Origin of the sequence: Rhodanobacter thiooxydans LCS2 (assembly GCF_000264375.1) — a bacterium.
GTDB lineage: Bacteria > Pseudomonadota > Gammaproteobacteria > Xanthomonadales > Rhodanobacteraceae > Rhodanobacter > Rhodanobacter thiooxydans.
The window spans coordinates 85,830-106,353 of sequence record NZ_AJXW01000020.1 but is presented as its reverse complement, the minus strand read 5'-3'; the positions used below and the strand labels follow the sequence as shown (position 1 = coordinate 106,353).

General features: G+C 67.3%; 20 protein-coding genes and 6 tRNA genes. 5 read left to right on the top strand and 21 right to left on the bottom strand.

The annotated features are described in order from the left end of the window. Positions 1-21: 21 nt before the first annotated feature. The 9 genes from tig to rlmE form a co-directional block, all read right to left on the bottom strand. Entirely contained in the window at positions 22-1,314 is a 1,293-nt protein-coding gene (gene tig, locus UUA_RS04895; protein WP_008434770.1) for a trigger factor, read from the bottom strand. 89 nt (positions 1,315-1,403) lie between these two features. Continuing rightward, positions 1,404-1,488, bottom strand: a tRNA-Leu gene (locus UUA_RS04890). Positions 1,489-1,732: 244 nt separating this feature from the next. Continuing rightward, positions 1,733-1,808 (bottom strand) — tRNA-Lys (locus tag UUA_RS04885). A gap of 20 nt (positions 1,809-1,828) precedes the next feature. Next, positions 1,829-1,905 (bottom strand) — tRNA-His (locus UUA_RS04880). Positions 1,906-1,919: 14 nt separating this feature from the next. Then, positions 1,920-1,996: transfer RNA gene (locus tag UUA_RS04875), tRNA-Arg, on the bottom strand. 25 nt (positions 1,997-2,021) lie between these two features. After that, positions 2,022-2,098: transfer RNA gene (locus UUA_RS04870), tRNA-Pro, on the bottom strand. Between the two features lie 178 nt (positions 2,099-2,276). Beyond that, positions 2,277-2,353: transfer RNA gene (locus UUA_RS04865), tRNA-Arg, on the bottom strand. A 269-nt stretch (positions 2,354-2,622) separates the two neighbouring features. Then, on the bottom strand, positions 2,623-4,581 hold the full coding sequence (gene ftsH / locus UUA_RS04860) for an ATP-dependent zinc metalloprotease FtsH (protein ID WP_193385121.1): 1,959 nt from the start codon (positions 4,579-4,581) through the stop codon (positions 2,623-2,625). Continuing rightward, positions 4,578-5,228 (bottom strand): 23S rRNA (uridine(2552)-2'-O)-methyltransferase RlmE, encoded by a 651-nt coding sequence (rlmE, locus tag UUA_RS04855; protein WP_039953579.1) that lies wholly within the window; start codon positions 5,226-5,228, stop codon positions 4,578-4,580. Before rlmE ends, ftsH begins: the two co-directional genes overlap by 4 nt. Before the next feature lie 81 nt (positions 5,229-5,309). Between rlmE and yhbY the strand changes: the two genes are divergently transcribed. Both yhbY and UUA_RS04845 read left to right on the top strand, forming a co-directional pair. After that, complete coding sequence (gene yhbY, locus UUA_RS04850; RefSeq protein WP_008434765.1) at positions 5,310-5,606, top strand: ribosome assembly RNA-binding protein YhbY; 297 nt, start codon at positions 5,310-5,312, stop codon at positions 5,604-5,606. Further along, positions 5,606-5,983: an Mth938-like domain-containing protein gene (locus UUA_RS04845; protein ID WP_008434763.1), complete on the top strand. Its 378-nt coding sequence runs from the start codon at positions 5,606-5,608 to the stop codon at positions 5,981-5,983. The genes yhbY and UUA_RS04845 overlap by 1 nt, the downstream gene beginning before the upstream one ends. Positions 5,984-5,998: 15 nt before the next feature. On the opposite strand, the gene UUA_RS04840 is transcribed toward UUA_RS04845, so the two are convergent. The 4 genes from UUA_RS04840 to surE are packed head-to-tail and all read right to left on the bottom strand — an operon-like array spanning position 5,999 to position 9,134. Continuing rightward, positions 5,999-6,994 carry a peptidoglycan DD-metalloendopeptidase family protein gene (locus tag UUA_RS04840; RefSeq protein ID WP_008434761.1) on the bottom strand — a complete coding sequence of 332 codons (996 nt, stop codon included), beginning with the start codon at positions 6,992-6,994 and terminating at the stop codon, positions 5,999-6,001. A 50-nt stretch (positions 6,995-7,044) separates the two neighbouring features. Next, positions 7,045-7,653: a YqaA family protein gene (locus UUA_RS04835; protein ID WP_008434760.1), complete on the bottom strand. Its 609-nt coding sequence runs from the start codon at positions 7,651-7,653 to the stop codon at positions 7,045-7,047. Further along, positions 7,653-8,333, bottom strand: a complete 681-nt coding sequence (locus UUA_RS04830) for a protein-L-isoaspartate(D-aspartate) O-methyltransferase (protein ID WP_008434758.1) — start codon at positions 8,331-8,333, stop codon at positions 7,653-7,655. Before UUA_RS04830 ends, UUA_RS04835 begins: the two co-directional genes overlap by 1 nt. Before the next feature lie 3 nt (positions 8,334-8,336). Next, a complete protein-coding gene (surE, locus tag UUA_RS04825) occupies positions 8,337-9,134 on the bottom strand; it encodes a 5'/3'-nucleotidase SurE (RefSeq protein ID WP_008434757.1) in 798 nt (265 codons plus the stop codon). Positions 9,135-9,285: 151 nt separating this feature from the next. On the opposite strand from surE, the gene UUA_RS04820 reads away from it, so the two are divergent. Then, positions 9,286-9,834 (top strand): Smr/MutS family protein, encoded by a 549-nt coding sequence (locus UUA_RS04820; protein WP_008434755.1) that lies wholly within the window; start codon positions 9,286-9,288, stop codon positions 9,832-9,834. Positions 9,835-9,907: 73 nt separating this feature from the next. Further along, the gene (locus tag UUA_RS04815; protein ID WP_153022920.1) at positions 9,908-10,516 is read left to right on the top strand and encodes a hypothetical protein; all 609 of its coding nucleotides are present in this window, start codon (positions 9,908-9,910) and stop codon (positions 10,514-10,516) included. Here the strand turns inward: UUA_RS04815 and truD are convergent. The 8 genes from truD to pyrG all read right to left on the bottom strand — a co-directional run bounded on the left by truD (position 10,499) and on the right by pyrG (position 18,468). Next, on the bottom strand, positions 10,499-11,515 hold the full coding sequence (truD, locus tag UUA_RS04810) for a tRNA pseudouridine(13) synthase TruD (RefSeq protein ID WP_008434753.1): 1,017 nt from the start codon (positions 11,513-11,515) through the stop codon (positions 10,499-10,501). The two genes, UUA_RS04815 and truD, sit on opposite strands and share 18 nt — an antisense overlap. Positions 11,516-11,619: 104 nt before the next feature. Next, positions 11,620-13,014, bottom strand: coding sequence for a magnesium transporter (mgtE, locus tag UUA_RS04805; protein WP_008434751.1), 1,395 nt, complete (start codon positions 13,012-13,014; stop codon positions 11,620-11,622). Continuing rightward, positions 13,011-13,484, bottom strand: coding sequence for a 2-C-methyl-D-erythritol 2,4-cyclodiphosphate synthase (ispF, locus tag UUA_RS04800; protein WP_008434750.1), 474 nt, complete (start codon positions 13,482-13,484; stop codon positions 13,011-13,013). The genes mgtE and ispF overlap by 4 nt, the downstream gene beginning before the upstream one ends. Further along, positions 13,484-14,179: a 2-C-methyl-D-erythritol 4-phosphate cytidylyltransferase gene (gene ispD, locus UUA_RS04795; RefSeq protein WP_008434748.1), complete on the bottom strand. Its 696-nt coding sequence runs from the start codon at positions 14,177-14,179 to the stop codon at positions 13,484-13,486. Before ispD ends, ispF begins: the two co-directional genes overlap by 1 nt. After that, entirely contained in the window at positions 14,176-14,511 is a 336-nt protein-coding gene (gene ftsB, locus UUA_RS04790; RefSeq protein WP_008434746.1) for a cell division protein FtsB, read from the bottom strand. Before ftsB ends, ispD begins: the two co-directional genes overlap by 4 nt. Before the next feature lie 10 nt (positions 14,512-14,521). Next, a complete protein-coding gene (gene eno / locus UUA_RS04785; protein WP_008434744.1) occupies positions 14,522-15,835 on the bottom strand; it encodes a phosphopyruvate hydratase in 1,314 nt (437 codons plus the stop codon). A 132-nt stretch (positions 15,836-15,967) separates the two neighbouring features. Then, on the bottom strand, positions 15,968-16,801 hold the full coding sequence (kdsA, locus tag UUA_RS04780; RefSeq protein ID WP_008434743.1) for a 3-deoxy-8-phosphooctulonate synthase: 834 nt from the start codon (positions 16,799-16,801) through the stop codon (positions 15,968-15,970). Beyond that, a complete protein-coding gene (pyrG, locus tag UUA_RS04775; RefSeq protein WP_008434740.1) occupies positions 16,798-18,468 on the bottom strand; it encodes a CTP synthase in 1,671 nt (556 codons plus the stop codon). Before pyrG ends, kdsA begins: the two co-directional genes overlap by 4 nt. A 207-nt stretch (positions 18,469-18,675) precedes the next feature. On the opposite strand from pyrG, the gene UUA_RS04770 reads away from it, so the two are divergent. Then, positions 18,676-20,475, top strand: coding sequence for an aminopeptidase P family protein (locus tag UUA_RS04770; RefSeq protein WP_008434738.1), 1,800 nt, complete (start codon positions 18,676-18,678; stop codon positions 20,473-20,475). Positions 20,476-20,524 lie beyond the last annotated feature (49 nt).

Below are 20,524 nucleotides of genomic sequence, written 5' to 3'. Positions count from 1 at the left end.
CCGCTCGATGGGCCCGATTGCTCAGGCGTTGGCTGGGCGCATCACGTCATCGAAGCTCAGGTCCAGCTGGGTGGTGTTGGCGTGCTCGGCCACCCACTCGGCCACCTGGTCTTCCATCACGCGGTTCTGCAGCCCTGACATCAATTGGGGGTCGCCGTTGTAGAGTTCAATGACCTTTTCCGGCTCCTCGTAGGTGGAGGCGATCGCCGCCAGCTGCTCGGCCACGCGCTTGCGGTCGATCTTGATCTCCTGCTTGCGCGCGATCTCGCCCATCAGCAGGCCGGCGATCACGCGCTGGCGCGCGATCGGCATGGCGGCCTCGATCAGCTGCGGTGGCGGCTGCTGGCCCTGCGGCACGCTGCCGGCGGCCATGTTGCGCGCCTCGGACTGCACCATCAGTTTCGGCACGTCCAACCCCGCGTGCGCCGTGGCCAGCTTCTCCGCCACCTCGGACTTCAGGCGCGCCATCAGTGCTGCCTTCAGTTCGCGTTCCAGGTTCGCACGGACTTCCTTGCGGAACGTATCCAGGTCGCCGTCGACAATGCCGAACAACTTGGCGAACTCGGCGTCGACCGAGGGCAGCTTCGGCTCCTGCACTTTCAGGATGCTGAAGCTGACCTTGGCGGTCTTGCCGGCCAACTCCGCGTTGCGGAAGTCCTCCGGGAAGTCAATCGCGGTTTCGAATGCATCGCCCGCCTTGCGGCCGGTCAGCGCCTCGTCCAGCGCCTTGAACAGGGTGCCCGAGCCCAGCACGCTGCCGGCACGCTCCAGGCCTTCGGCCGGGAAACGGTAGTCGCCGGCTTCGGCCGAATATTCGAACATCACGAAGTCGCCTTCGGCCGAGGCACGATCCACCTCGTCGAAGCTGCGACGCTGCTGGCGCAGGGTCTCCAGCATCTTGTCGATGTCGGCGTCGGTCACCACCGCCACCGCGCGGCTGATCTCGAGTGCGCTCGCATCGACCGTCGGGAACTCCGGCATGATCTCGAACGTCGCGGTATAGGCGATTTCGCCATTTTCCGGCTGGCCGGTGGTGTCGATCGCGGGGTTGGCGATCGGCTGCAGCTTCTCCTGCGCCACCGCCTCGCGCAGCGTGCTGCCGATCAGGTCCGACAGCACCTCGCCACGCACCTGGTCGCCGAAACGCTGCTTGATCACCGTGGTCGGCACCTTGCCCGGACGGAAGCCCTTCAGGCGCACCGTACGACCCATCTCCGCGATGCGTGCGCTCACCTGCGTCTCGAACCGCTCCGCGGGAAATTTCACCGTGAGCTTGCGCTCGAGCGTGCCGATGTTCTCAACCGAAACCTGCATGACGTCTCCTGGTACTACCTGATGTTGTGGGCCTGTCGTCGGCGCCAGGGCGGCCGTGCCGCCAGAAAAACCAAGGAATCAGCGGGGCATGGTGCGAAAGGGGGGACTCGAACCCCCACGGGGTTAACCGCCAGAACCTAAATCTGGTGCGTCTACCAATTCCGCCACTCTCGCCTTGCCACCCTCGCCAGACGCGCGTAACCATCGGATTCTGAAACCGATTGTCGCCGGCCGGGGTGCCCTGCAGACGCCCCACCGCTACGCTCGCCTAAGTCGATGATTCCCTTATACGAAAGCGGACCATTCTACGGTTGCACCAGCCCTCTGCACAAGCACAGCAACGGCGCCAGTGTGCCGGTGCGAAGCTTTCGCACCGCGGAAAGCAAAACGCCGATCGCAGGCGATCGGCGTTTTGGATTGGTGGGCCGTGAAGGATTCGAACCTTCGACCAATTGATTAAGAGTCAACTGCTCTACCAACTGAGCTAACGGCCCAGGAAACCTGGGTTTGAAACTGGGGTGGATGATGGGATTCGAACCCACGACAACCGGAATCACAATCCGGGACTCTAACCAGCTGAGCTACATCCACCATCGACCTGATACTGGTGCGCCAGACAGGACTCGAACCTGCAACCGTCGGCTTAGAAGGCCGATGCTCTATCCGGTTGAGCTACAGGCGCAGTCGCTGCAGATAGAACGTTTCGCTGGTCGGGGTAGAGGGATTCGAACCCCCGACTTTTGCGTCCCAAACGCAACGCTCTACCAGACTGAGCTATACCCCGCTTTCGAATCACCGGCAATGCCGCCGCCGGAGCCTTGAAATGTTACGGGTGCCGCCTCGCCCAGTCAATCCGTATCGAAGCACACCTTGCGTTTCTCGATCATCGTTTTCACCGGAAACCGCGAGATTCCGGTTGAAAACAAAACGGGGTGCAAGCACCCCGTCTCGCAGAATAAAAATGGTGCGCCCGGAGAGATTCGAACTCCCGACCACCTAGTTCGTAGCCAGGTACTCTATCCAACTGAGCTACGGGCGCACTGAAAAAATCTTTGCTGTGCGGGCGGAATGTCTGAACATCAAGGCCGCGAAGCAAGGAGCGGAATTATTCAGGCTCCGCCCGCCTGCGTCAACCCTTTTCGTGAAATTTCTTCACCGAATTTTCCATGCCCGGTGAACGACTGCCCGTGGCACGCCCTCCCTTCACGTGCGCCCGCGTGCGACACCAGGAGGAGTCCACCCGGACACGAAGAAGGCGACCAGTGGCCGCCTTCTCTCGTTGCATCGGTATGGCCTTCCAGACCGCGGTCAGCCATCCAGGCCGGACCGGCTCTGCGGTGCCGGGTCGCCGACCTTGCCGACGGTCGAGCCGGCACCGCCCTTCGGCGGCGGGGGCGGCGGGGTGGCGCCAGTCGAGGTGTCCTTGTTCCAGTCAGCGGGCGGCCCGGGCACACGCCCGGCCATGATGTCGTCGATCTGGTGCGCGTCGATCGTCTCGTATTGCAGCAGCGCATCGGCCATGGCATGCAGCTTGTCGAGATTCGCGGTCAGCAACTCCTTGCTGCGCGCATAGGCACGGTCGAGGATGCCGCGCACCACTTCGTCGATCTTGCTCGCGGTCTCGTTGGAAATACTCTTGTGCTGGGTCACCGAGCGGCCCAGGAACACCTCGTCCTCGTCCTCGCCGTAGGTGATCGGACCCAGCTCGTCGGAGAGGCCCCACTTGGTCGCCATGTTGCGCGCCATCTTGGTGGCCCGTTCGATGTCGTTGGAAGCACCGGTGGTGACCTTGTCGTTGCCGAAGATCAGTTCCTCGGCCACGCGTCCGCCGTACAGGGAGCACAGCTGCGACTGGATCGCCACGCGGTTGATGCTGTACTTGTCGCCCTCGGGCAGGTACATGGTGACGCCCAGCGCGCGCCCGCGCGGGATGATCGTCACCTTGTAGACCGGGTCGTGCTCGGGCACCAGCCGGCCGACGATGGCATGGCCGGCCTCATGATAGGCGGTCAGCCTCTTCTCGTCCTCGCTCATCGCCATCGAGCGGCGCTCGGTACCCATCAGGATCTTGTCGCGCGCCTTGTCCAGATGGCTCATGCGCACCTCGCGCGCGTTCTCGCGCGCGGCGAACAGCGCCGCCTCGTTGACCAGATTGGCGAGATCGGCGCCGGAGAAGCCGGGCGTGCCGCGCGCAATGGTCATCGCGTCAACGTCGCTGGCGATCGGCACCTTGCGCATGTGCACCTTGAGAATCTGCTCGCGGCCGCGCACATCGGGTAGGCCCACCACCACCTGGCGGTCGAAGCGGCCCGGGCGCAGCAGCGCGGGGTCCAGCACGTCGGGACGGTTGGTCGCGGCGATCACGATGACGCCTTCGGTGCCCTCGAAGCCGTCCATTTCGACCAGCAACTGGTTCAGCGTCTGCTCGCGCTCGTCATGGCCGCCGCCCAGGCCGGCGCCGCGGTGACGACCGACCGCGTCGATCTCGTCGATGAAGATGATGCACGGCGCGTGCTTCTTGGCCTGCTCGAACATGTCGCGCACGCGGCTGGCGCCCACGCCCACGAACATTTCGACGAAGTCGGAACCGGAGATCGAGAAGAACGGCACCTTCGCCTCGCCGGCGATCGCCTTGGCCAGCAGGGTCTTGCCGGTACCGGGCGGGCCCACCATCAGCACGCCGCGCGGAATCTTGCCGCCGAGCTTCTGGAAGCGGCCCGGGTCGCGCAGGAACTCGACCAGCTCGCCGACCTCTTCCTTCGCCTCGTCGCAACCGGCGACGTCGCTGAAGTTGACCTTGATCTGGTCCTCGCCCTGCAGCTTGGCGCGCGAACGGCCGAAGCTCATCGCGCCGCGACCGCCGCCGCCGGACTGCATCTGGCGCATGAACCAGATGAACACACCCACGATCAGCAGCACCGGCAGCCAGCTGATCAGCAGGCCGATCAGCGAGAAGCCTTCGGACGGATCCTGGCGGACCTCGACGCCCTTGTCCTGCATCTGCTTGACCACCGCGTTGGTGGAGAAGCCGAGCATCGGCGCGACCGTGCGGAACGGGCTGCCGTCCTTCAGCTTGCCGCTGATGGTGGCCGGCTGGTCGGCGCTGATCGTGGCGGTGGCGACGTTGCCGTTGTCCACGCTTTGCACGAACGAGCTGTAAGGCAGGTCGGACGAAGCCGCGCCGCGCGGGTTGAAGCTCTGGAACACGGTGAACAGGACCACCGCAATGATCACCCAGAGCAACACGTTTTTCGCTGTTTCATTCATGCACGGTTCTCGCCCGGTGACGCCGCGACGGGTTTGCGGCCCATCGCCAGCGCGTATACCTCACGTGAACGCGCACGCGAGGCCTTAGGTTTACGCATGGTTACGCGGGTGAAGTCCGCGCGCAAGCTGCGCAAGTAATCGTCAAAGCCGACGCCCTGGAACAACTTGATCAGGAACGAGCCGCCCGGCTTGAGCCACTGCCGGCTGAAATCCAGCGCCAGTTCGGCCAGATCCATGGCCCGGATCTGGTCGGCCAGCGCCACCCCACTCATATTGGGGGCCATATCGCACAGCACAAGATCCACCTTGAGCCCTTCCAGGCGCGATTCCAGCTCGTGCAGCACGGTTTCCTCGCGGAAATCGCCCCGCAGGAAATCCACCCCGGCGATGCTCTGCATCGGCAGGATGTCCAGCGCGAACACCTTGCCGCTGTCGCCCAGCCGGTTGCGCACCAGTTGCGACCAGCTGCCAGGCGCGGCGCCGAGGTCGACCACGTTGATGCCGGGCTTCAGCAGGCGGTCGCGCTCGATCAATTCCTCCAGTTTGTACACCGCACGCGAACGCAAACCCTCGGCCTGGGCCTTCTTCACGTATTCATCGTTGAAGTGTTCACGCAGCCAGACTGCGCTGCTCTTGCTGCGGGCCATGTCGTCACGGTAGCCGATTGGGGAACGGGTGGGCGCATGATACCCTTTGCCGTTCATTGACCGCGAATCGAGCACCGCCGCATGGCCCTTTCCCCCTCGCAGATCCGCTACCTGCGCAGCCTTGCCCATGACCTGAGCCCGGTCGTCCTGCTCGGCAACAAGGGCGCCAGCGAAGCCGTGGTCAAGGAGCTGGGTCTGGCGCTGGAGATCCACGAGCTGGTCAAGGTGAAGCTGTCCGGCGGCGACAAGGAGGATCGGCAAGCCCAGATCGACACGCTGACCCGGGGCACCGGGGCCGAGCAGATCCATCAGATCGGCCATGTCGTGGTGCTGTTCCGTCGCAACACCGACGAACCGAAGATCGCCTTGCCACGCTGATGGACCTGTCACTCGAACGCCCCGAGGGCTTTCTCTACGTGCGCCGCGTCGGTGCGCGCAGCGTCACCGTGATCGATCGCGAAATCACCTGCAGTTTCCTGCTGGCGCCCGACCGCGCCGTCGAAAACTGGTCGGTTACCGCGGCCGATGCGCTGGATGCCAGCCATGTCGAGGCTCTGCTGGCGCTGCAGCCCGAGCTGGTATTACTGGGCACCGGCGAGCGCCAGGCGTTTCCGGCCGCCGCGTTCTTGGCCGGTTTCCTGCGCAAGAACATCGGCATCGAGGTGATGGACAACGCCGCCGCCGCTCGCACCTATAACCTGCTGGCCGGTGAAGGGCGGCGGGTGATTGCCGGGTTCATCCTGCCGGCGGCCTGACCGCTGCCACCGCGATCAACGCGGCGGCAGGTAGCCCAGCGGATCGACCGGATTGCCGTCCTTGCGAATCTGGAATCCCAGCTCGTCGCGGGTGGTACCGGTCGAACCCATCTCGGCAATCTGCTGGCCCATGCTGACCCGCTGACCTTCCTTGACCAGGCGCTTGCGGTTGTGGCCGTAGGCGGACAGGAAGCTGTCATTGTGCTTGATGATCACCAGCTCGCCGTAGCCGACCAGGCCGTTGCCGCTGTACACCACCACGCCATCAGCGGCGGCGCGCACCACGTCGCCGGACTTGCCGGCGATCTCGATGCCGGGAATCGCATCGCCGCTCTGGAAGCGGCCCACCAGGTTGCCATTCGCGGGCCAGCGCCACTGTACGCCGCTGGTCACGCGTGAAACGCCCGCTGCCGCAGGCGCCGGCGGCGGCAAGGTCGCCGGCGCAGCCATCGGCACGCCGGCCACCGGCACCACCGACGTCGCCGCCGCGGCGGGCACGGCCGGCTTTGCCGACGGCGGCACGCTCGCCGTGGCGGCGACCGGCGCGCTCGGCGATGTGGATGAACGGGCGGGCGGCGCGCCCGGCGCGATCGGCTCGAACACCGGCGCCGAGTTCGCCGGCGCTGACGCCGTGGGTGCAGCACCGGCATGGCCGCGCGTGACCGCCACCGGTGCAGCGGCAGCCCTGGCTGGCGGCGAAAGCGTCAGCCGCTGACCGGGCCAGATCGTGTACGGCGCGGCGATGCCGTTCCATTGCGCCAGATCGCGGAAGTCCACGCCCTGGCGGAACGCGATCGAATACAGGGTGTCGCCCTTCATGACCGCATAGCTGCTGCCGGGAACCGGCGCGCGGGCCGGCGTCGCGGCAACAGCGGCGGGACGGTGCACGCTGTAGGCGCCGGCCGTCGGCTCCACCACGACCGAGCTGCGCATGGTGCCGCAACCGGCAAGCAGCAGAGTCGCAGCGAGGATGGCACAGCACGAAAGATATCGGTCCATGCGCACCAGCATACCGAGGCAGGCAGGCTTTTTCATGCGACGGCGCTGCGTGCCACGCGGGCTCAGTGCAACCAGAACCACCACCCCAGCAGCAAGGCCAGCAACACCAGGGCGGCCCAGCCGATCCGCTCGATGTTTTCGTGCAGGATCCGTTCGGCACGCTCGCCGACCAGGCGAATCAGCAGCGCCAGCAGCCACACGCGCTTGCCGCGGCCCAGGCCGATGCAGAGCAGGAACGGCAGGATCGGCACGCCGATGATGCCGCAGGCCCAGGTAACGAACTTCATCGGCACCACCGGCTGCAACGCCGCCAGGATCAGCACGCCGTACATGCCCCAGCGATGCTCGACCATCTGCCGGCTCAGGGTCGCCACGCCCTGCTCGATCGGCGCCAGCAGGTGCAGCGCATCCAGCACCGGGCGCAGGGCATGGAACGCCCAATGCCCGAGCATATAGCCCACCAGTGCGCCGAGCAGCGAGAACAGCAGGCTGAGATTGGCGAAGAAGAACGCCTTGTGGCGCTTGCCCAGCATCATCGGCGCCAGCATCGCTTCCGGCGGAATCGGAAAGATGAACGATTCGACGAAGCTCAGCCCGGCCAGGTAGTACAGCGCCCTCGGCTCGCGTGCCCAGCTCAGCGCACGCGCATAAAGTGCTCCGAACAGGCGCATCAGCCGATCCCGCCCAGCAGCGGTACGAAACTGACCGCGCCCAGTTCCTCCTGGATGAAATCGCCGTGGCCATCGCCGCGCATGCGGATCAGGGTCTGCCGGCTGGGCGAACCGACCGGTGCCACCAGCACGCCGGTGGGGCTGAGCTGATCGAGTATGCGGGTGGGAATGGTGTCGCCGGCGGCGGTGAGGATGATCGCGTCGAATGGCGCCTCGTCCGGCCAGCCGAGCTTGCCGTCGTCGTAGCGCGAACGCAGGTTGGTCAGGCCGAGCTGGCGGAAGCGCCGGCGTGCCTGGCGCAGCAGGGCCTCGATCCGCTCCACGGTGAACACCTGCGGCACCAGCGCCGCCAGCACCGCGGCCTGGTAGCCCGAGCCGGTACCGATCTCCAGCACCTTCTGCGGCACGCCGAACTCCAGCAGCGCCTCGGTCATGCGCGCCACCACCCATGGTTGCGAGATGGTCTGGCCGTGGCCGATCGGCAATGCGTCGTTCTCATAGGCGCGCGAATGCAGCGCCTGATCGATGAAGTGATGGCGCGGCAGGTTGCGGATCACCTCGATCACCCGCGGATCGCGGATGCCGCTGTCCTGCAGCACCGCCACCAGGCGATCGCGTGCGCGCTGCGAGGTCATCCCCTCGCCCTTCAGGTCCGCGGCGGACAATGGATACGTGGTCATGGCTCAGGCCGCCTCATCGTCGCTGGCGCGGCCTGCCGCCATGGCGTCGCCCAGCGGCTGCATCCAGCTGCTGACTTTTTCCAGCGCCTGGAAGCGGGTCAGGTCGACATGGATCGGCGTGACGGAAACGAAGCCGCGCCGCACCGCATTGAAATCGGTGCCGGGGCCGGCATCGTCCACTTCGCCGGCCGGACCGATCCACCAGATCGGCCGCCCGCGCGGATCGGTCTGCGCGATGCACGGCGCCGCACGATGGCGGCGGCCGAGCCGGGTGACCTCGAAGCCTTCGATTTCCGCCCACGGCCGGTCCGGCACGTTGACGTTGAGGATGGTGTCGGCCGGCAGCGGATCGACCAGCAGCCGCTGCATCAGCAGCAACACCGCCTTCGCCGCCGAGTCGTAGTGGACGCCCTTGTGGTCGTGGCTGACCAGCGACACCGCAACCGCCGGCAAGCCGAGGAAGCGCCCTTCCATCGCCGCCGACACCGTGCCGGAATAGATCACATCGTCGCCCAGGTTGGCCGAATTGTTGATGCCGGAGACGACCATGTCGGGCTCTTCGTCCAGCAGGCCGGACAACGCCAGGTGCACGCAATCGGTGGGCGTGCCGGCCACCCGGTAGTAGCCGTTGCCCATCGGCAGCACGCGCAGCGGCGCATCGAGGGTCAGCGAATTGCTGGCGCCGGAGCGGTCGCGGTCGGGCGCCACCACCGTCACCTGGGCCACTTCGCCGAGACGTTCGGCAAGCACGCGGATGCCAGTTGCATCCACGCCATCGTCGTTGCTGACCAGAACTCGCATGATGCTCCGTCGAAAGCTGATTGCAGACACGCATGGTCCATGACCCCACGGTGCGCGCCACAACCGCCGAGTTTACCGGAGCGCGGCGTGGGTTTCACATCGCGTGTATCCGCTTTCCCGCCACGCACGTGCTTTGACTTAGCATGCAGACATGAAGCGCCGCCCATCTGCACCGGTCGATGACGACGACAGCCGCCTGTTCCGCGAAGCGATCGGCGACGTGCGCCCGCTGGCTCCGGTGCCGGCGCCGCCGGCGGCAGCGAAACCCGCACCGCACCCGCACATGCTGGACGCGGACGAGGCCGCGGTGCCCGGCGAACTGCTGGACATGGCGTTCGACCCGGCCCTGCTCGAAGTAGGTGAAGAGTTGGGTTATCTGCGCGACGGCTACCCGCCGAAGCTGCTGCGCCAGCTCAAGCGCGGTCAGTTCAGCGTGCAGGACGACCTCGACCTGCACCAGATGAACGCCGCCGCCGCGCAGGCCAGCATCGTCGCCTTCCTGGCCGAGGCGAAGCAGCACGGCCTGCGCTGCGTGCGCATCGTGCACGGCAAGGGTCTGCGCTCGAAAGCCGCTGGACCGGTGTTGAAAGGCCTTACCGACCGCCTGCTGCGCCGGCGCGACGACGTGATCGCGTTCGCCTCGGCGCGGCCGGCGCTGGGTGGCGCCGGCGCGGTGATCGTGCTGCTGCGTTCGAGCTGACTTTCCTGGCACACCCGGACCATCGCGCCACCAACGAGGATCTCCCATGCGCCCGCCTGGCCAACGTTTCCTGATGATCTATTCCGGCGTGCTTACCGCCGTCTTCGCCGCCACGGTCCTGGGTGCCGCCGTCTCGCGGACGAAGTTCGACACGCTGGACGTGCAACGCATCAACATCGTCGAGCCCGACGGCACGCTGCGCATGGTGATCTCCAACCACGCCCGTCTGCCGGGCATCATCGTGAAAGGTCACGAACAAGCCTTCGACCGCCCGCAGGCGGGCATGCTGTTCTACAACGACGAAGGCTCGGAGACCGGCGGCCTGATCTTCGGCGGGCATCGCAACGCCAGGGGCGAAGTGGTGGATTCCGGCGGCAGCCTGTCGTTCGACCGCTACAACGCCAACCAGGTCGTCCAGCTGCTCGGCGTGGACGACCACGAGGACCGCATGGCCGGCCTGGCCGTATCGGACAGCCAGCAAAACGGACAAGGATATCGGCGCATCTGGGTGGGACGTGATGATGACGGTGTCGCCAGGCTCGCCTTGATGGACGGCGCCGGGCATAAACGACTGTTGCTGGAGGTGCCCGATACGGGCGCGCCGAGCCTGACCTTCCTGGACGGTGACGGCAAGGTCATGCAGCGCATCGCGCCGGTTACCGGTTCAAGCAGCAGTCGATGAGGCCAGCTCGCGCACCACCACCGTGGCATACGCGCCCGCCGGCAACTCGAACGACAGCTCCAGCGCATCGTCGTGCAGCCAGCGCCAGCGCAGGTCCTTCGGCAGCAGCCGCAGCGGGCGGCGTTCCTGATCCATGCGTGCTGCCGCGAGGCCGGCGGTCAGGTCGCTGTTCCCCGCAGCGATCTCGCGTTCCAGTGCGCCAGCCTCACCCTGGCTCGGCGGTTCGCCCTGGCCCCACAGCGGGCCGGAGGGATGGATGTCCGCGCGCGCCAGCCGCTCGGCCAACGCCTCGCTGAACGGCTCCGGGCCGAACCAGGAGCGCGAGCCGGCGAGCGACCATATCTCGCCATCCAGTGGCGAGTCCCAGGCGCCCTGCTCCACGCGTGCGGCAAGCACGCCATTGAAGATGTGCGACCGGGCCGCCGAGAGCAGGAAGCTGCGCTTGTCGCGATCAACCCTGCGACCGGCGAACATCTCCCGCGCCTGCGCCACGTTGCCGCCTTCGCGACCAAAGCGCTGCTCGCCGAAATAATTCGGTACGCCGCGCGCGGCGATCTGTTCGAGCACGCGATCGGCCGCGGCGCGGTCGCCCGTCACCTCGCGCAGCACCAGCACGAAACGGTTGCCGCGCAGCGCGCCGCGCTTGAGCTTGCGTGAATGCCGCGTCGCCGCCAGCACCTTCACTTCGACATGCGGGAAAGCCGACCAGTCCGGATCGGGCTTGCCCGCCAGCTGTACCGAGAACGTCTGGCGGGTCACCGCGTGGCGATCCTTCAGCCCCGCGTAGCCCACCGCGACCGGCGGCACGCCAGCGAACTTCGCCAGCTCCCGCGCCACCCAGTCGGTGTTCGCGCCGCGCTTCTCCACCCACAGCAGGGCGTGCTCGCCGCTGCCGTCGGCGTCGTAGCCGAGGATCTCCTCGACCTGGAAATCCTCGGGGGCGGCGCGCAGGCGGCCAGTCAGGGGCGGTTCGCCGAAGGCATGGGGAAGTTCTTGCACGTCGAAATCCTGTGGGTGGACGGCTGCATCTCCGGTAGGAGCCCGCTGGCGGGCGATGCTCTTGCTTTGAAGCCCCGCTAAGAGCATCGCCCGCCAGCGGGCTCCTACATCAGGAAGATCGTGGCCAGGCCGAGGAAAATGAAAAAGCCGCCGCTGTCGGTCATCGCGGTGATCAGCACGCTGGAACCCAGCGCCGGGTCACGGCCGAACTTCGTCATCAGCACCGGAATGCCGACGCCGGCGAACGCCGCCAGCAGCAGGTTCAGCGTCATCGCCGCGGTCATCACCAGGCCCAGCGAGACACTGTCGTACAGCAGCCACGCGACAACACCGATCACCCCGCCCCAGACCAGCCCGTTCAGCAGCGACACGGTCAGCTCCTTGCGCCACAACCGCTTCGCGCTCTCGGCGGTGATCTGGTTCAGCGCCAACGCGCGCACGATCATGGTGGTGGTCTGGTTGCCGGAGTTGCCGCCGATGCCGGCCACGATCGGCATCAAGGCGGCCAGCGCCACCAGCCGCTCGATCGAGCCCTCGAACAGGCCGATCACGCGCGAGGCGATGAAGGCAGTGACCAGGTTGATCGCCAGCCACGCCCAGCGATTCTTCAGCGAAGCCCACACCGAGGCGAAGATATCTTCCTCTTCGCGCAGGCCGCCGCGACTGAGCGCTTCGCTCTCGCCTTCCTCGCGGATCACGTCGACCATGGCGTCGATGGTGATGCGGCCGATCAGGTGGCCGCGCTCGTCGACCACCGGCGCGGTCACCAGGTCGTAGCGCTCGAACGCCTGCGCCACGTCGTACGCGTCGTCGGTGGGATGGAAGGTGTTGACGTCCGGCGCCATCACCGCGCTGACCATTTTTTCCGGCGGGTTCACCAGCAGCCAGTGCAGCGGCAGCACGCCGGTAAGCAGGTTGTCGTGGTTGATCACGAACAGCTTGTCGGTCTGCGCAGGCAGCTCGTCGAAGCGCCGCAGGTAGCGCAGCACCACCTCCAGACTGACGTCCTCGCGGATGGTAACCATCTCGAAGTCCATCAGCGCGCCGACCTGGTCCTCCTCGTAGGACAGCGCCGACTGCACCTGCTCGCGCTGCTGCGTGTCCAGGCTGGCCATCAGCTCCGGCAGCACCGCGGTGGGCAGGTCCTCGACCAGGTCGGCCAGCTCGTCCGCGTCCAGCGGCTCGATCGCGGCGAGGATCTCGTGGCGGTCCATGTCCGCGATCAGCGACTCGCGCACCGCGTCGGAGACTTCCAGCAGGATCTCGCCGTCGCGGTCGGCCTTCACCAGCTGCCAAACCGCGAGGCGGTCGTCCAGCGGCAGCGATTCGAGGATGAAGGCGATGTCGGCCGGGTGCAGCTCGTCCAGCTGCTGGCGCAGGTCCGCCAGCACCTCGGCCGGCAGGCGGCCGTCCTCCTCATGCCGGTGCAGCAGGTCGACGATGGTTTCGAGCTGGTCGTGCAGCCGGCTTGCGGCGCTGCGGGCTTCCAGCTCGGTCACAGGCGTTCCAGCAGGACGCATGCCTGCGCGGCAATGCCCTCGCCGCGGCCGCAGAAGCCGAGATTCTCGGTAGTGGTGGCCTTGATGCTGATGCGGCCGATTTCGCATTCCAGGTCGGCAGCGAGGTTCCCGCGCATCGCCTGCGCGTGCGGCCCGACCTTCGGCGCTTCGCCGATCACGGTGACATCGGCGTTGCCCAGCGTGTAGCCGTGCTGCGCCATCAGCATCGCCGCGTGGCGCAGGAACTGGCGGCTGTCGGCGCCGCGCCAGCGCTCGTCGGTGGGCGGGAAGTGCTGGCCGATGTCGCCCAGCGCCAGCGCGCCGAAGATCGCGTCGCACAGCGCGTGGATCACCACGTCGCCGTCCGAGTGCGCCACCACGCCGCGGCGATGCGGCACACGCACGCCGCCGAGGGTGACGTGGTCGCCCTCGCCGAATGCATGTACGTCGAAACCCTGTCCTATGCGCATCACGTCGTCCTGGAAAGCAGGAACTCGGCCAGCGCGAAATCCGCCGCCGTGGTCACCTTGATGTTGTCCTCGGCACCTTCGACCAGCAGCGGCGCAAAACCGGCCTGCTCCATCGCCATCGCCTCGTCGCTGACGTTCACGCCGCGCCGTGCCGCCTCGCGCAACGCCGTCGCCAGTTGACCACGGCGGAACATCTGCGGCGTGAAGGCACGCCAGCGCTGATCGCGCGGCTCGGTCAGCGCGCTGCACCCGGCCGCATCCGCCCGCTTCAGCGTGTCGCGCAGCGGCGCACCGAGCAGGCCGCCGTCACCGGCGCCGACCAGTTCGATCAGCTTGGCGATGTCGGCCAGCCGCACGCAGGGCCGCGCGGCATCGTGCACCAGCACGAAGTCGTCCGCGCCCACCGATGCCGGCAAGGCATCGATCCCGGCCAGTACCGAATCGCTGCGCTCGGCGCCGCCGACTGCGGTCAGCACCGGCTTGCCATTGAGCCTGTCGATGCCGGGCCAGTGCGCGTCGCCGGCGGCCAGCGTCACCAGCAGGCCGCCGATCCGCGGATGCGCGGCCAGCCGTTCCAGCGTGTGCGCGATCAATGGCCGCCCGGCCAGCGGCAGGTATTGTTTCGGGCAGTCACCGCCGACCCGGGCGCCGCGCCCCGCGGCGGGCACCACGCACCACAGCGCCGGCGCGCTCATGGCGACCCGGCAGGCTTGGCGGGCGGCGGTGGCGGCAACGCACTGCCGGCGCGGGCCGGCTGCTCGACCACCTGGTAGAACACCTCGCCCGGCTTGATCAGGCCCAGCTCGGTGCGCGCACGCGCCTCGACCGCCTGGTCGCCGTGCTTCAGGTCCAGCACGTCGGCACCGACCGCCTGGTTGCGCTGCAGCAGCTTCGCGTTCTCGTCGGCCTGCTTCTTCACCGCCACGCGCAGGGCATCCACCTCATGCATGCTGCCGCTGCCGGTCCATAGCTTCAGCTGCAGACCGATCAGCAGCAGGAGCAGAGCCAGGGTGATCCAGCGCAGCATGGGCGACCGTTCAGCCGGGCAGTCGGGTCAGGTTGGGGAACGCCTCGCGGCCGGCGTAGCGCGCGGCGGAGCCCAGCGCCTCCTCGATGCGCAGCAGCTGGTTGTACTTCGCCACGCGGTCGCTGCGGCACAGCGAGCCGGTCTTGATCTGGGTCGCGGTGGTGGCCACGGCAATGTCGGCGATGGTGGTGTCCTCGGTTTCGCCGGAGCGGTGCGAGATCACCGCCGCGTACTTCGCCGCGTCGGCCATCGCGATCGCTTCCAGCGTCTCGGACAGCGTGCCGATCTGGTTCACCTTGATCAGGATCGCGTTGGCGATCTTCTTCTCGATGCCTTCGCGGAAGATCGCCGGGTTGGTCACGAACAGGTCGTCGCCGACCACCTGCACGCGATCGCCGATCGCATCGGTGAGCAGCTTCCAGCCGTCCCAGTCGCCTTCGGCCATGCCGTCCTCGATGGTGACGATGGGGTACTGCTTCGCCCAGCCGGCCAGCAGATCGACGAACTCGGCCGAGCTGTACTGCTTGCCTTCGCCGGCGAGGTCATACTTGCCGTTCCGGTAGAACTCCGAGCTGGCCGCGTCGAGGCCGAGCAGGATCTCGCTGCCGACCTTGTAGCCGGTCTTGTGGATGGCTTCGAGGATGGTGTCGATTGCCTCGACGTTGGAGCGCAGGTTCGGCGCGAAGCCGCCCTCGTCGCCCACCGCGGTGGCAAGGCCGCGGCCATGCAGTACGCTCTTCAGCGCATGGAAGATCTCCGCGCCGGCACGCAGCGCTTCGGCAAAGCTCGGCATGCCCACCGGCAGGACCATGAACTCCTGCACGTCGACGTTGTTGTCGGCGTGTGCGCCACCATTGATGATGTTCATCATCGGCACCGGCAGCGCACCGGGCTTGCCGGTCGTGCCGTTGATCTCTGCCAGGTACTGCCACAGCGCCTGCTTGCGCTGGGCAGCCACCGCATGGGCGGCTGCCATCGAGACGCCAAGCAGCGCATTGGCGCCCAGCTTGCCCTTGTTCGGCGTGCCGTCAAGGTTGATCAGCTTGGCGTCCAGGCCACCCTGGTTGGCCGCATCGAAACCCTTCAGCGCGCTGGCGATGGCGCCGTTGACGTTGGCCACCGCCTTCTTCACGCCCTTGCCGCCGTAGCGCGACTTGTCGCCGTCGCGCAGCTCGACCGCCTCGCGCGAACCGGTGGAAGCGCCGCTGGGCACCGCCGCGCGGCCGAAGCCGCCGCCGGCCAGGGTGACCTCGGCCTCCAGCGTAGGGTTGCCGCGCGAGTCGAGGATTTCACGGGCGTGGATGCGGGTGATCGTGGTGGTCATGGTGGTCCGTCGTCAGCAATTGAATTGAACTTGTAGGAGCCCGCTCGCGGGCGATGCTTTTGCTCTTGGCTTTTCCGAATCCCAAATCCCGGCAAAAAGGCATCGCCCGCGAGCGCGCTCCTACAGGTGTGGTTAAACGTCTTGTTCGAGGAAGCGGTGCCGCTTGGTCACGGCATCCAGCTCCATCAGGATTTCCAGCAGCGCCTCCATCTTGTCCAGCGGCCAGGCGTTCGGGCCGTCGGACAACGCCTTGCTGGGGTTGGGATGGGTCTCGGCGAACAGCCCGGCCACGCCCACCGCGACCGCGGCACGCGCCAGCACCGGCACGAACTCGCGCTGGCCGCCGGAGCTGGCGCCCTGCCCGCCCGGCAACTGCACCGAATGGGTGGCGTCGAACACCACCGGGCAGCCGGTCTCGCGCATCACGCTGAGCGAGCGCATGTCCGAGACGAGGTTGTTGTAGCCGAAGCTGGCGCCGCGCTCGCACACCATGATGTCGTCGTTGCCGACGGCTTTCGCCTTGGCCACCACGTGCTTCATGTCCCACGGCGCCAGGAACTGGCCCTTCTTGATGTTCACCGGCTTGCCGGCGCGCGCCACCTTCTGGATGAAATCGGTCTGCCGGCACAGGAACGCCGGCGTCTGCAGCACGTCGACCACCGATGCCACCTCGTCCATCGGGGTGTACTCGTGCACGTCGGTGAGCACCGGCACGCCGATCTGCCGCCTCACTTCGCCCAGGATGCGCAACCCTTCTTCCATGCCCGGCCCGCGGAAGCTGTCGCCGGAGGAGCGGTTCGCCTTGTCGAAGCTGGACTTGAAGATGAAGTTCACGCCGAGCCGACCGGTGATTTCCTTCAGCGTGCCGGCAGTGTCCAGCTGCAGCTGCTCGGACTCCACCACGCAGGGGCCGGCAATCAGGAACAGCGGCCGGTCCAAGCCGACCTCGAAGCCGCACAACTTCATGCCACATGCTCCTTCGCCAGCTTCTCGCCGTCGCGCACGGCCTTGAACTCGCGCGCTGCGCGCACGAAGCCGATGAACAGCGGGTGGCCGTCACGCGGGGTCGAGGTGAACTCCGGGTGCGCCTGGCAGCCGAGGAACCACGGATGTTGCTGCTGCGGCAGCTCCACGATCTCCACCAGCAGGTCGTCCATCGACTTGCCGGAGATCACTAGGCCCAGGTCCTCGAACGGCTGGCGGTAACGGTTGTTGAACTCGTAGCGGTGGCGATGACGCTCGCGCACCACGTCCTGGCCGTACAGCTCGCGCGCCAGCGTGCCGGCCTTGAGGCGGCACTCCTGCGCGCCCAGGCGCATGGTGCCTCCGAAGTCGGAGCGGTCACTGCGCTGCTCGACTTCACCGCTGGCGGTGGTCCATTCGGTGATCAGCGCGATCACCGGATTCGGCGTGTTGCGGTCGTTCTCGCTTGAGTCCGCATCTTCCAGGCCGGCAACGTGGCGGGCGAAATCCACCACCGCCGCATGCATGCCGTAGCAGATGCCGAAGTACGGCACGCCGTGCTCGCGCGCGTATTTCGCCGCCAGCACCTTGCCCTCGAAGCCGCGCTTGCCGAAGCCGCCGGGCACCAGGATCGCATCGGCCTTGCCGAGCACCTTGGCGGCGCCTTCGGCCTCCACCTGCTCGGAGTCGACCCAGTCCAGGTTCACCCGCGTCAGCTGCTTGATGCCGCCGTGGCGCAGCGCCTCGCCCAGCGACTTGTAGGCGTCCTTGTGCTCGACGTACTTGCCGACGATGGCGACGGTGACCTCGCTCTTCGGATGCTCCACCGCGTCGACCGTGCGCTGCCAGGCGGACAGGTCCGCCGGCTTGGCGTCCAGGCCGAGCTTCTTCACCACGATGTCGTCCAGCCCCTGCTGGTGCAGGTACAGCGGCTGCTTGTAGATGATGTCCACGTCGGCGGCGCTGATCACCGCGTTTTCCGGCACGTTGGTGAACAGCGCGATCTTGCGCCGCTCGCTCTCGGGCAGCGGCTGCTCGCAGCGGCACAGCAGGATGTCCGGCTGGATGCCGATCGAGCGCAGTTCCTTCACCGAGTGCTGGGTGGGCTTGGTCTTGATCTCGCCAGCGGCCTTGATGTATGGCACCAGGGTGAGGTGCATGAACACCACCTTCTCCGGGCCGTGCTCGATGCGCAGCTGGCGGATCGCCTCCAGGAATGGCAGCGACTCGATGTCACCTACCGTGCCGCCGATCTCCACCAGCGCCACGTCGAAGCCGCGGGTGGCCTCGTGGATGCAGTGCTTGATTTCGTCGGTGATGTGCGGGATCACCTGCACGGTGGCGCCCAGGTAGTCGCCGCGGCGTTCCTTGCGGATCACGCTCTCGTAGATCTTGCCGGTGGTGATCGAGTTCTTGCCGGTCAGGCGGGTGTGGACGAAGCGCTCGTAGTGGCCGAGGTCGAGGTCGGTTTCGGCGCCGTCGTCGGTCACGTAGACCTCGCCGTGCTGGAAGGGACTCATCGTGCCCGGATCCACATTGATGTAGGGATCGAGCTTCATCATGGTGACCGAGAGGCCCCGCGCTTCGAGAATGGAAGCGAGCGACGCCGCAGCAATGCCCTTGCCAAGCGAGGACACCACACCGCCGGTGACGAAAATCAGGGGGGTCATGGAAAGCAGCCGTGCGGAAATTGGCATTTTAGCTGCAGAAGCGCCGCACTGCGAGATGGCAACGAAGAATTCTCCGGCTTTGGTTCATTTCCGGGCTGATGCGAAGCGCTCTGCAGGGCCGGCATTGCTCGCCAGCTCTGCGCTGACCAGGCTGCGGCGGGCATTGCCCGCCCTACGCCGCCGGCGCCCTCTGCTAGCATTTCGGACATGAACAACCCCGTCCTCGCCCGTCTCGCCGCCCTGCGCGCGGCCATGCAGCAGCACGGCGTCGCCGCCGTGCTTGTTCCCAGCGCCGACCCACACCTGTCCGAATACCTGCCCGCCCACTGGGCCGCACGCGAATGGCTGTCCGGCTTCACCGGCTCGGCCGGCACCCTGATCGTGGCTCGCGAGCAGGCCGGACTGTGGACCGACTCGCGCTATTTCGCGCAGGCCGAGCAGCAGCTGGCCGGCAGCGGCATTGCGCTGATGAAGCTGCGCGTGCCGCACACGCCCGAACACCTCGAATGGCTGCAGCAGCACCTGCACGAGGGCGACGTGCTGGCCGTGGCCGGCGACAGCGTGGCGGTGGCTACCCGCAACCAGATCGAACGCCGGCTTGCCGACACCGGCGCCTCGGTGCGCATCGACCTGGACCTGCCCGGCGCAGTCTGGACGGACCGCCCGGCGCTGCCGCAGGCGCCGGTGGTCGAGCACGAGCTGGCCTGGGCCTGCATCCCGCGCGCCGACAAGCTCGCCCGCCTGCGCAAGGCGATGCACAAGCTCGGCGCCACCCACCACCTGCTGTCCAGCCTGGACGACATCGCCTGGCTGACCAACCTGCGCGGCAGCGACGTCGAGTGCAATCCGGTGTTCCTGGCCCACCTGCTGGTGCAGCTCGATGGCCGCGCCATGCTGTTCGTGAGCCGCACCAAGCTCAGCGACGCGCTGGTGGCGAAGCTGGCCGCTGACGGCATCGGCATCGCCGACTACGCCGCGATCACCTCGACCCTGCAGGAGCTGGGTGCGGACAACCGCCTGCTGCTGGACAGCGGCAAGGTGGTCAGCTCGATCGCCGCCGCCATCGCACCGACCGTCACCCGCATCGAGGCAGCCAATCCGAGCACCGCGTTCAAGGCGGTCAAGAGTGCCGCCGAGCTGGAACACATCCGCGACGTGATGCGCCGCGACGGCGCCGCGCTGGTGCGCACCTTCCGCCGGCTGGAGCAGCGCCTCGCCGCCGGCATGACGGTGACCGAGCTGGACGTCGACACCCTGCTCCATGAGGAACGCTCGGCCCAGCCCGGCTGGGTCGGCGAGAGCTTCGCCACCATCGCCGGCTACCAGGCCAACGGCGCGCTGCCGCATTACCGTGCCACGCCGGAATCGCACAGCACGCTGCAGGCGAAGGGCTTGCTGCTGGTCGACTCCGGCGGCCAGTACCTGGGCGGCACCACCGACATCACCCGCGTGCTGGCGCTGGGCGAGACCACGCCCGAGCAGCGCCGCGATGCCACCCTGGTGCTGAAGGGCATGATCGGGTTGTCGCGCGCGCGCTTCCCCAGGGGCGCCAGCGGCCCGCAGCTGGATGCGCTGGCGCGTGCGCCGCTGTGGGCTTCGGGCATGGATTACGGCCACGGCACCGGCCACGGCGTGGGCTACTTCCTGAACGTGCACGAAGGGCCGCAGTCGATCCGCCCGCCGGTCACGGGCGGCGCGCTGGTGGCGCTGGAGCCGGGCATGATCAGCTCGATCGAACCGGGCCTGTACAAGCCCGGCCGGCACGGCATCCGCCACGAGAACCTGGCGGTGGTGGTCGAGGCCGACCGTACCGAGTTCGGCGAATTCCTCGCCTTCGAGACGCTGACCATGTGCCCGTTCGACCGCCGCGCGCTGGAACCGGGCCTGCTCAACCCGGAGGAACGCGCCTGGCTGGACGACTACCACGCCAGCGTGCGCGCCGCACTCAGCCCGCTGCTGGACGACGCCGACCTGGAATGGCTGAATCGCCACTGCGCGCCGCTGTAGCGCCTTTCCGTGGCGCAGTTTCGTAGGGCGGGCACTCCCCGCCGCTCCC

Coding starts and splice junctions, on each gene's coding strand:
- tig (WP_008434770.1), bottom strand. CDS start 1,314: ATGCAGGTTTCGGTTGAGAACATCGGCACGCTCGAGCGCAAGCTCACG.
- ispF (WP_008434750.1), bottom strand. CDS start 13,484: ATGCGCATAGGACAGGGTTTCGACGTACATGCATTCGGCGAGGGCGAC.
- ftsB (WP_008434746.1), bottom strand. CDS start 14,511: ATGCTGCGCTGGATCACCCTGGCTCTGCTCCTGCTGCTGATCGGTCTG.
- kdsA (WP_008434743.1), bottom strand. CDS start 16,801: ATGAAGTTGTGCGGCTTCGAGGTCGGCTTGGACCGGCCGCTGTTCCTG.
- UUA_RS04840 (WP_008434761.1), bottom strand. CDS start 6,994: ATGCTGGTGCGCATGGACCGATATCTTTCGTGCTGTGCCATCCTCGCT.
- UUA_RS04770 (WP_008434738.1), top strand. CDS start 18,676: ATGAACAACCCCGTCCTCGCCCGTCTCGCCGCCCTGCGCGCGGCCATG.
- eno (WP_008434744.1), bottom strand. CDS start 15,835: ATGACCACCACGATCACCCGCATCCACGCCCGTGAAATCCTCGACTCG.
- UUA_RS04835 (WP_008434760.1), bottom strand. CDS start 7,653: ATGCGCCTGTTCGGAGCACTTTATGCGCGTGCGCTGAGCTGGGCACGC.
- UUA_RS04820 (WP_008434755.1), top strand. CDS start 9,286: ATGAAGCGCCGCCCATCTGCACCGGTCGATGACGACGACAGCCGCCTG.
- rlmE (WP_039953579.1), bottom strand. CDS start 5,228: ATGGCCCGCAGCAAGAGCAGCGCAGTCTGGCTGCGTGAACACTTCAAC.
- ftsH (WP_193385121.1), bottom strand. CDS start 4,581: ATGAATGAAACAGCGAAAAACGTGTTGCTCTGGGTGATCATTGCGGTG.
- UUA_RS04830 (WP_008434758.1), bottom strand. CDS start 8,333: ATGACCACGTATCCATTGTCCGCCGCGGACCTGAAGGGCGAGGGGATG.
- UUA_RS04815 (WP_153022920.1), top strand. CDS start 9,908: ATGATCTATTCCGGCGTGCTTACCGCCGTCTTCGCCGCCACGGTCCTG.
- UUA_RS04845 (WP_008434763.1), top strand. CDS start 5,606: ATGGACCTGTCACTCGAACGCCCCGAGGGCTTTCTCTACGTGCGCCGC.
- surE (WP_008434757.1), bottom strand. CDS start 9,134: ATGCGAGTTCTGGTCAGCAACGACGATGGCGTGGATGCAACTGGCATC.
- pyrG (WP_008434740.1), bottom strand. CDS start 18,468: ATGACCCCCCTGATTTTCGTCACCGGCGGTGTGGTGTCCTCGCTTGGC.
- yhbY (WP_008434765.1), top strand. CDS start 5,310: ATGGCCCTTTCCCCCTCGCAGATCCGCTACCTGCGCAGCCTTGCCCAT.
- ispD (WP_008434748.1), bottom strand. CDS start 14,179: ATGAGCGCGCCGGCGCTGTGGTGCGTGGTGCCCGCCGCGGGGCGCGGC.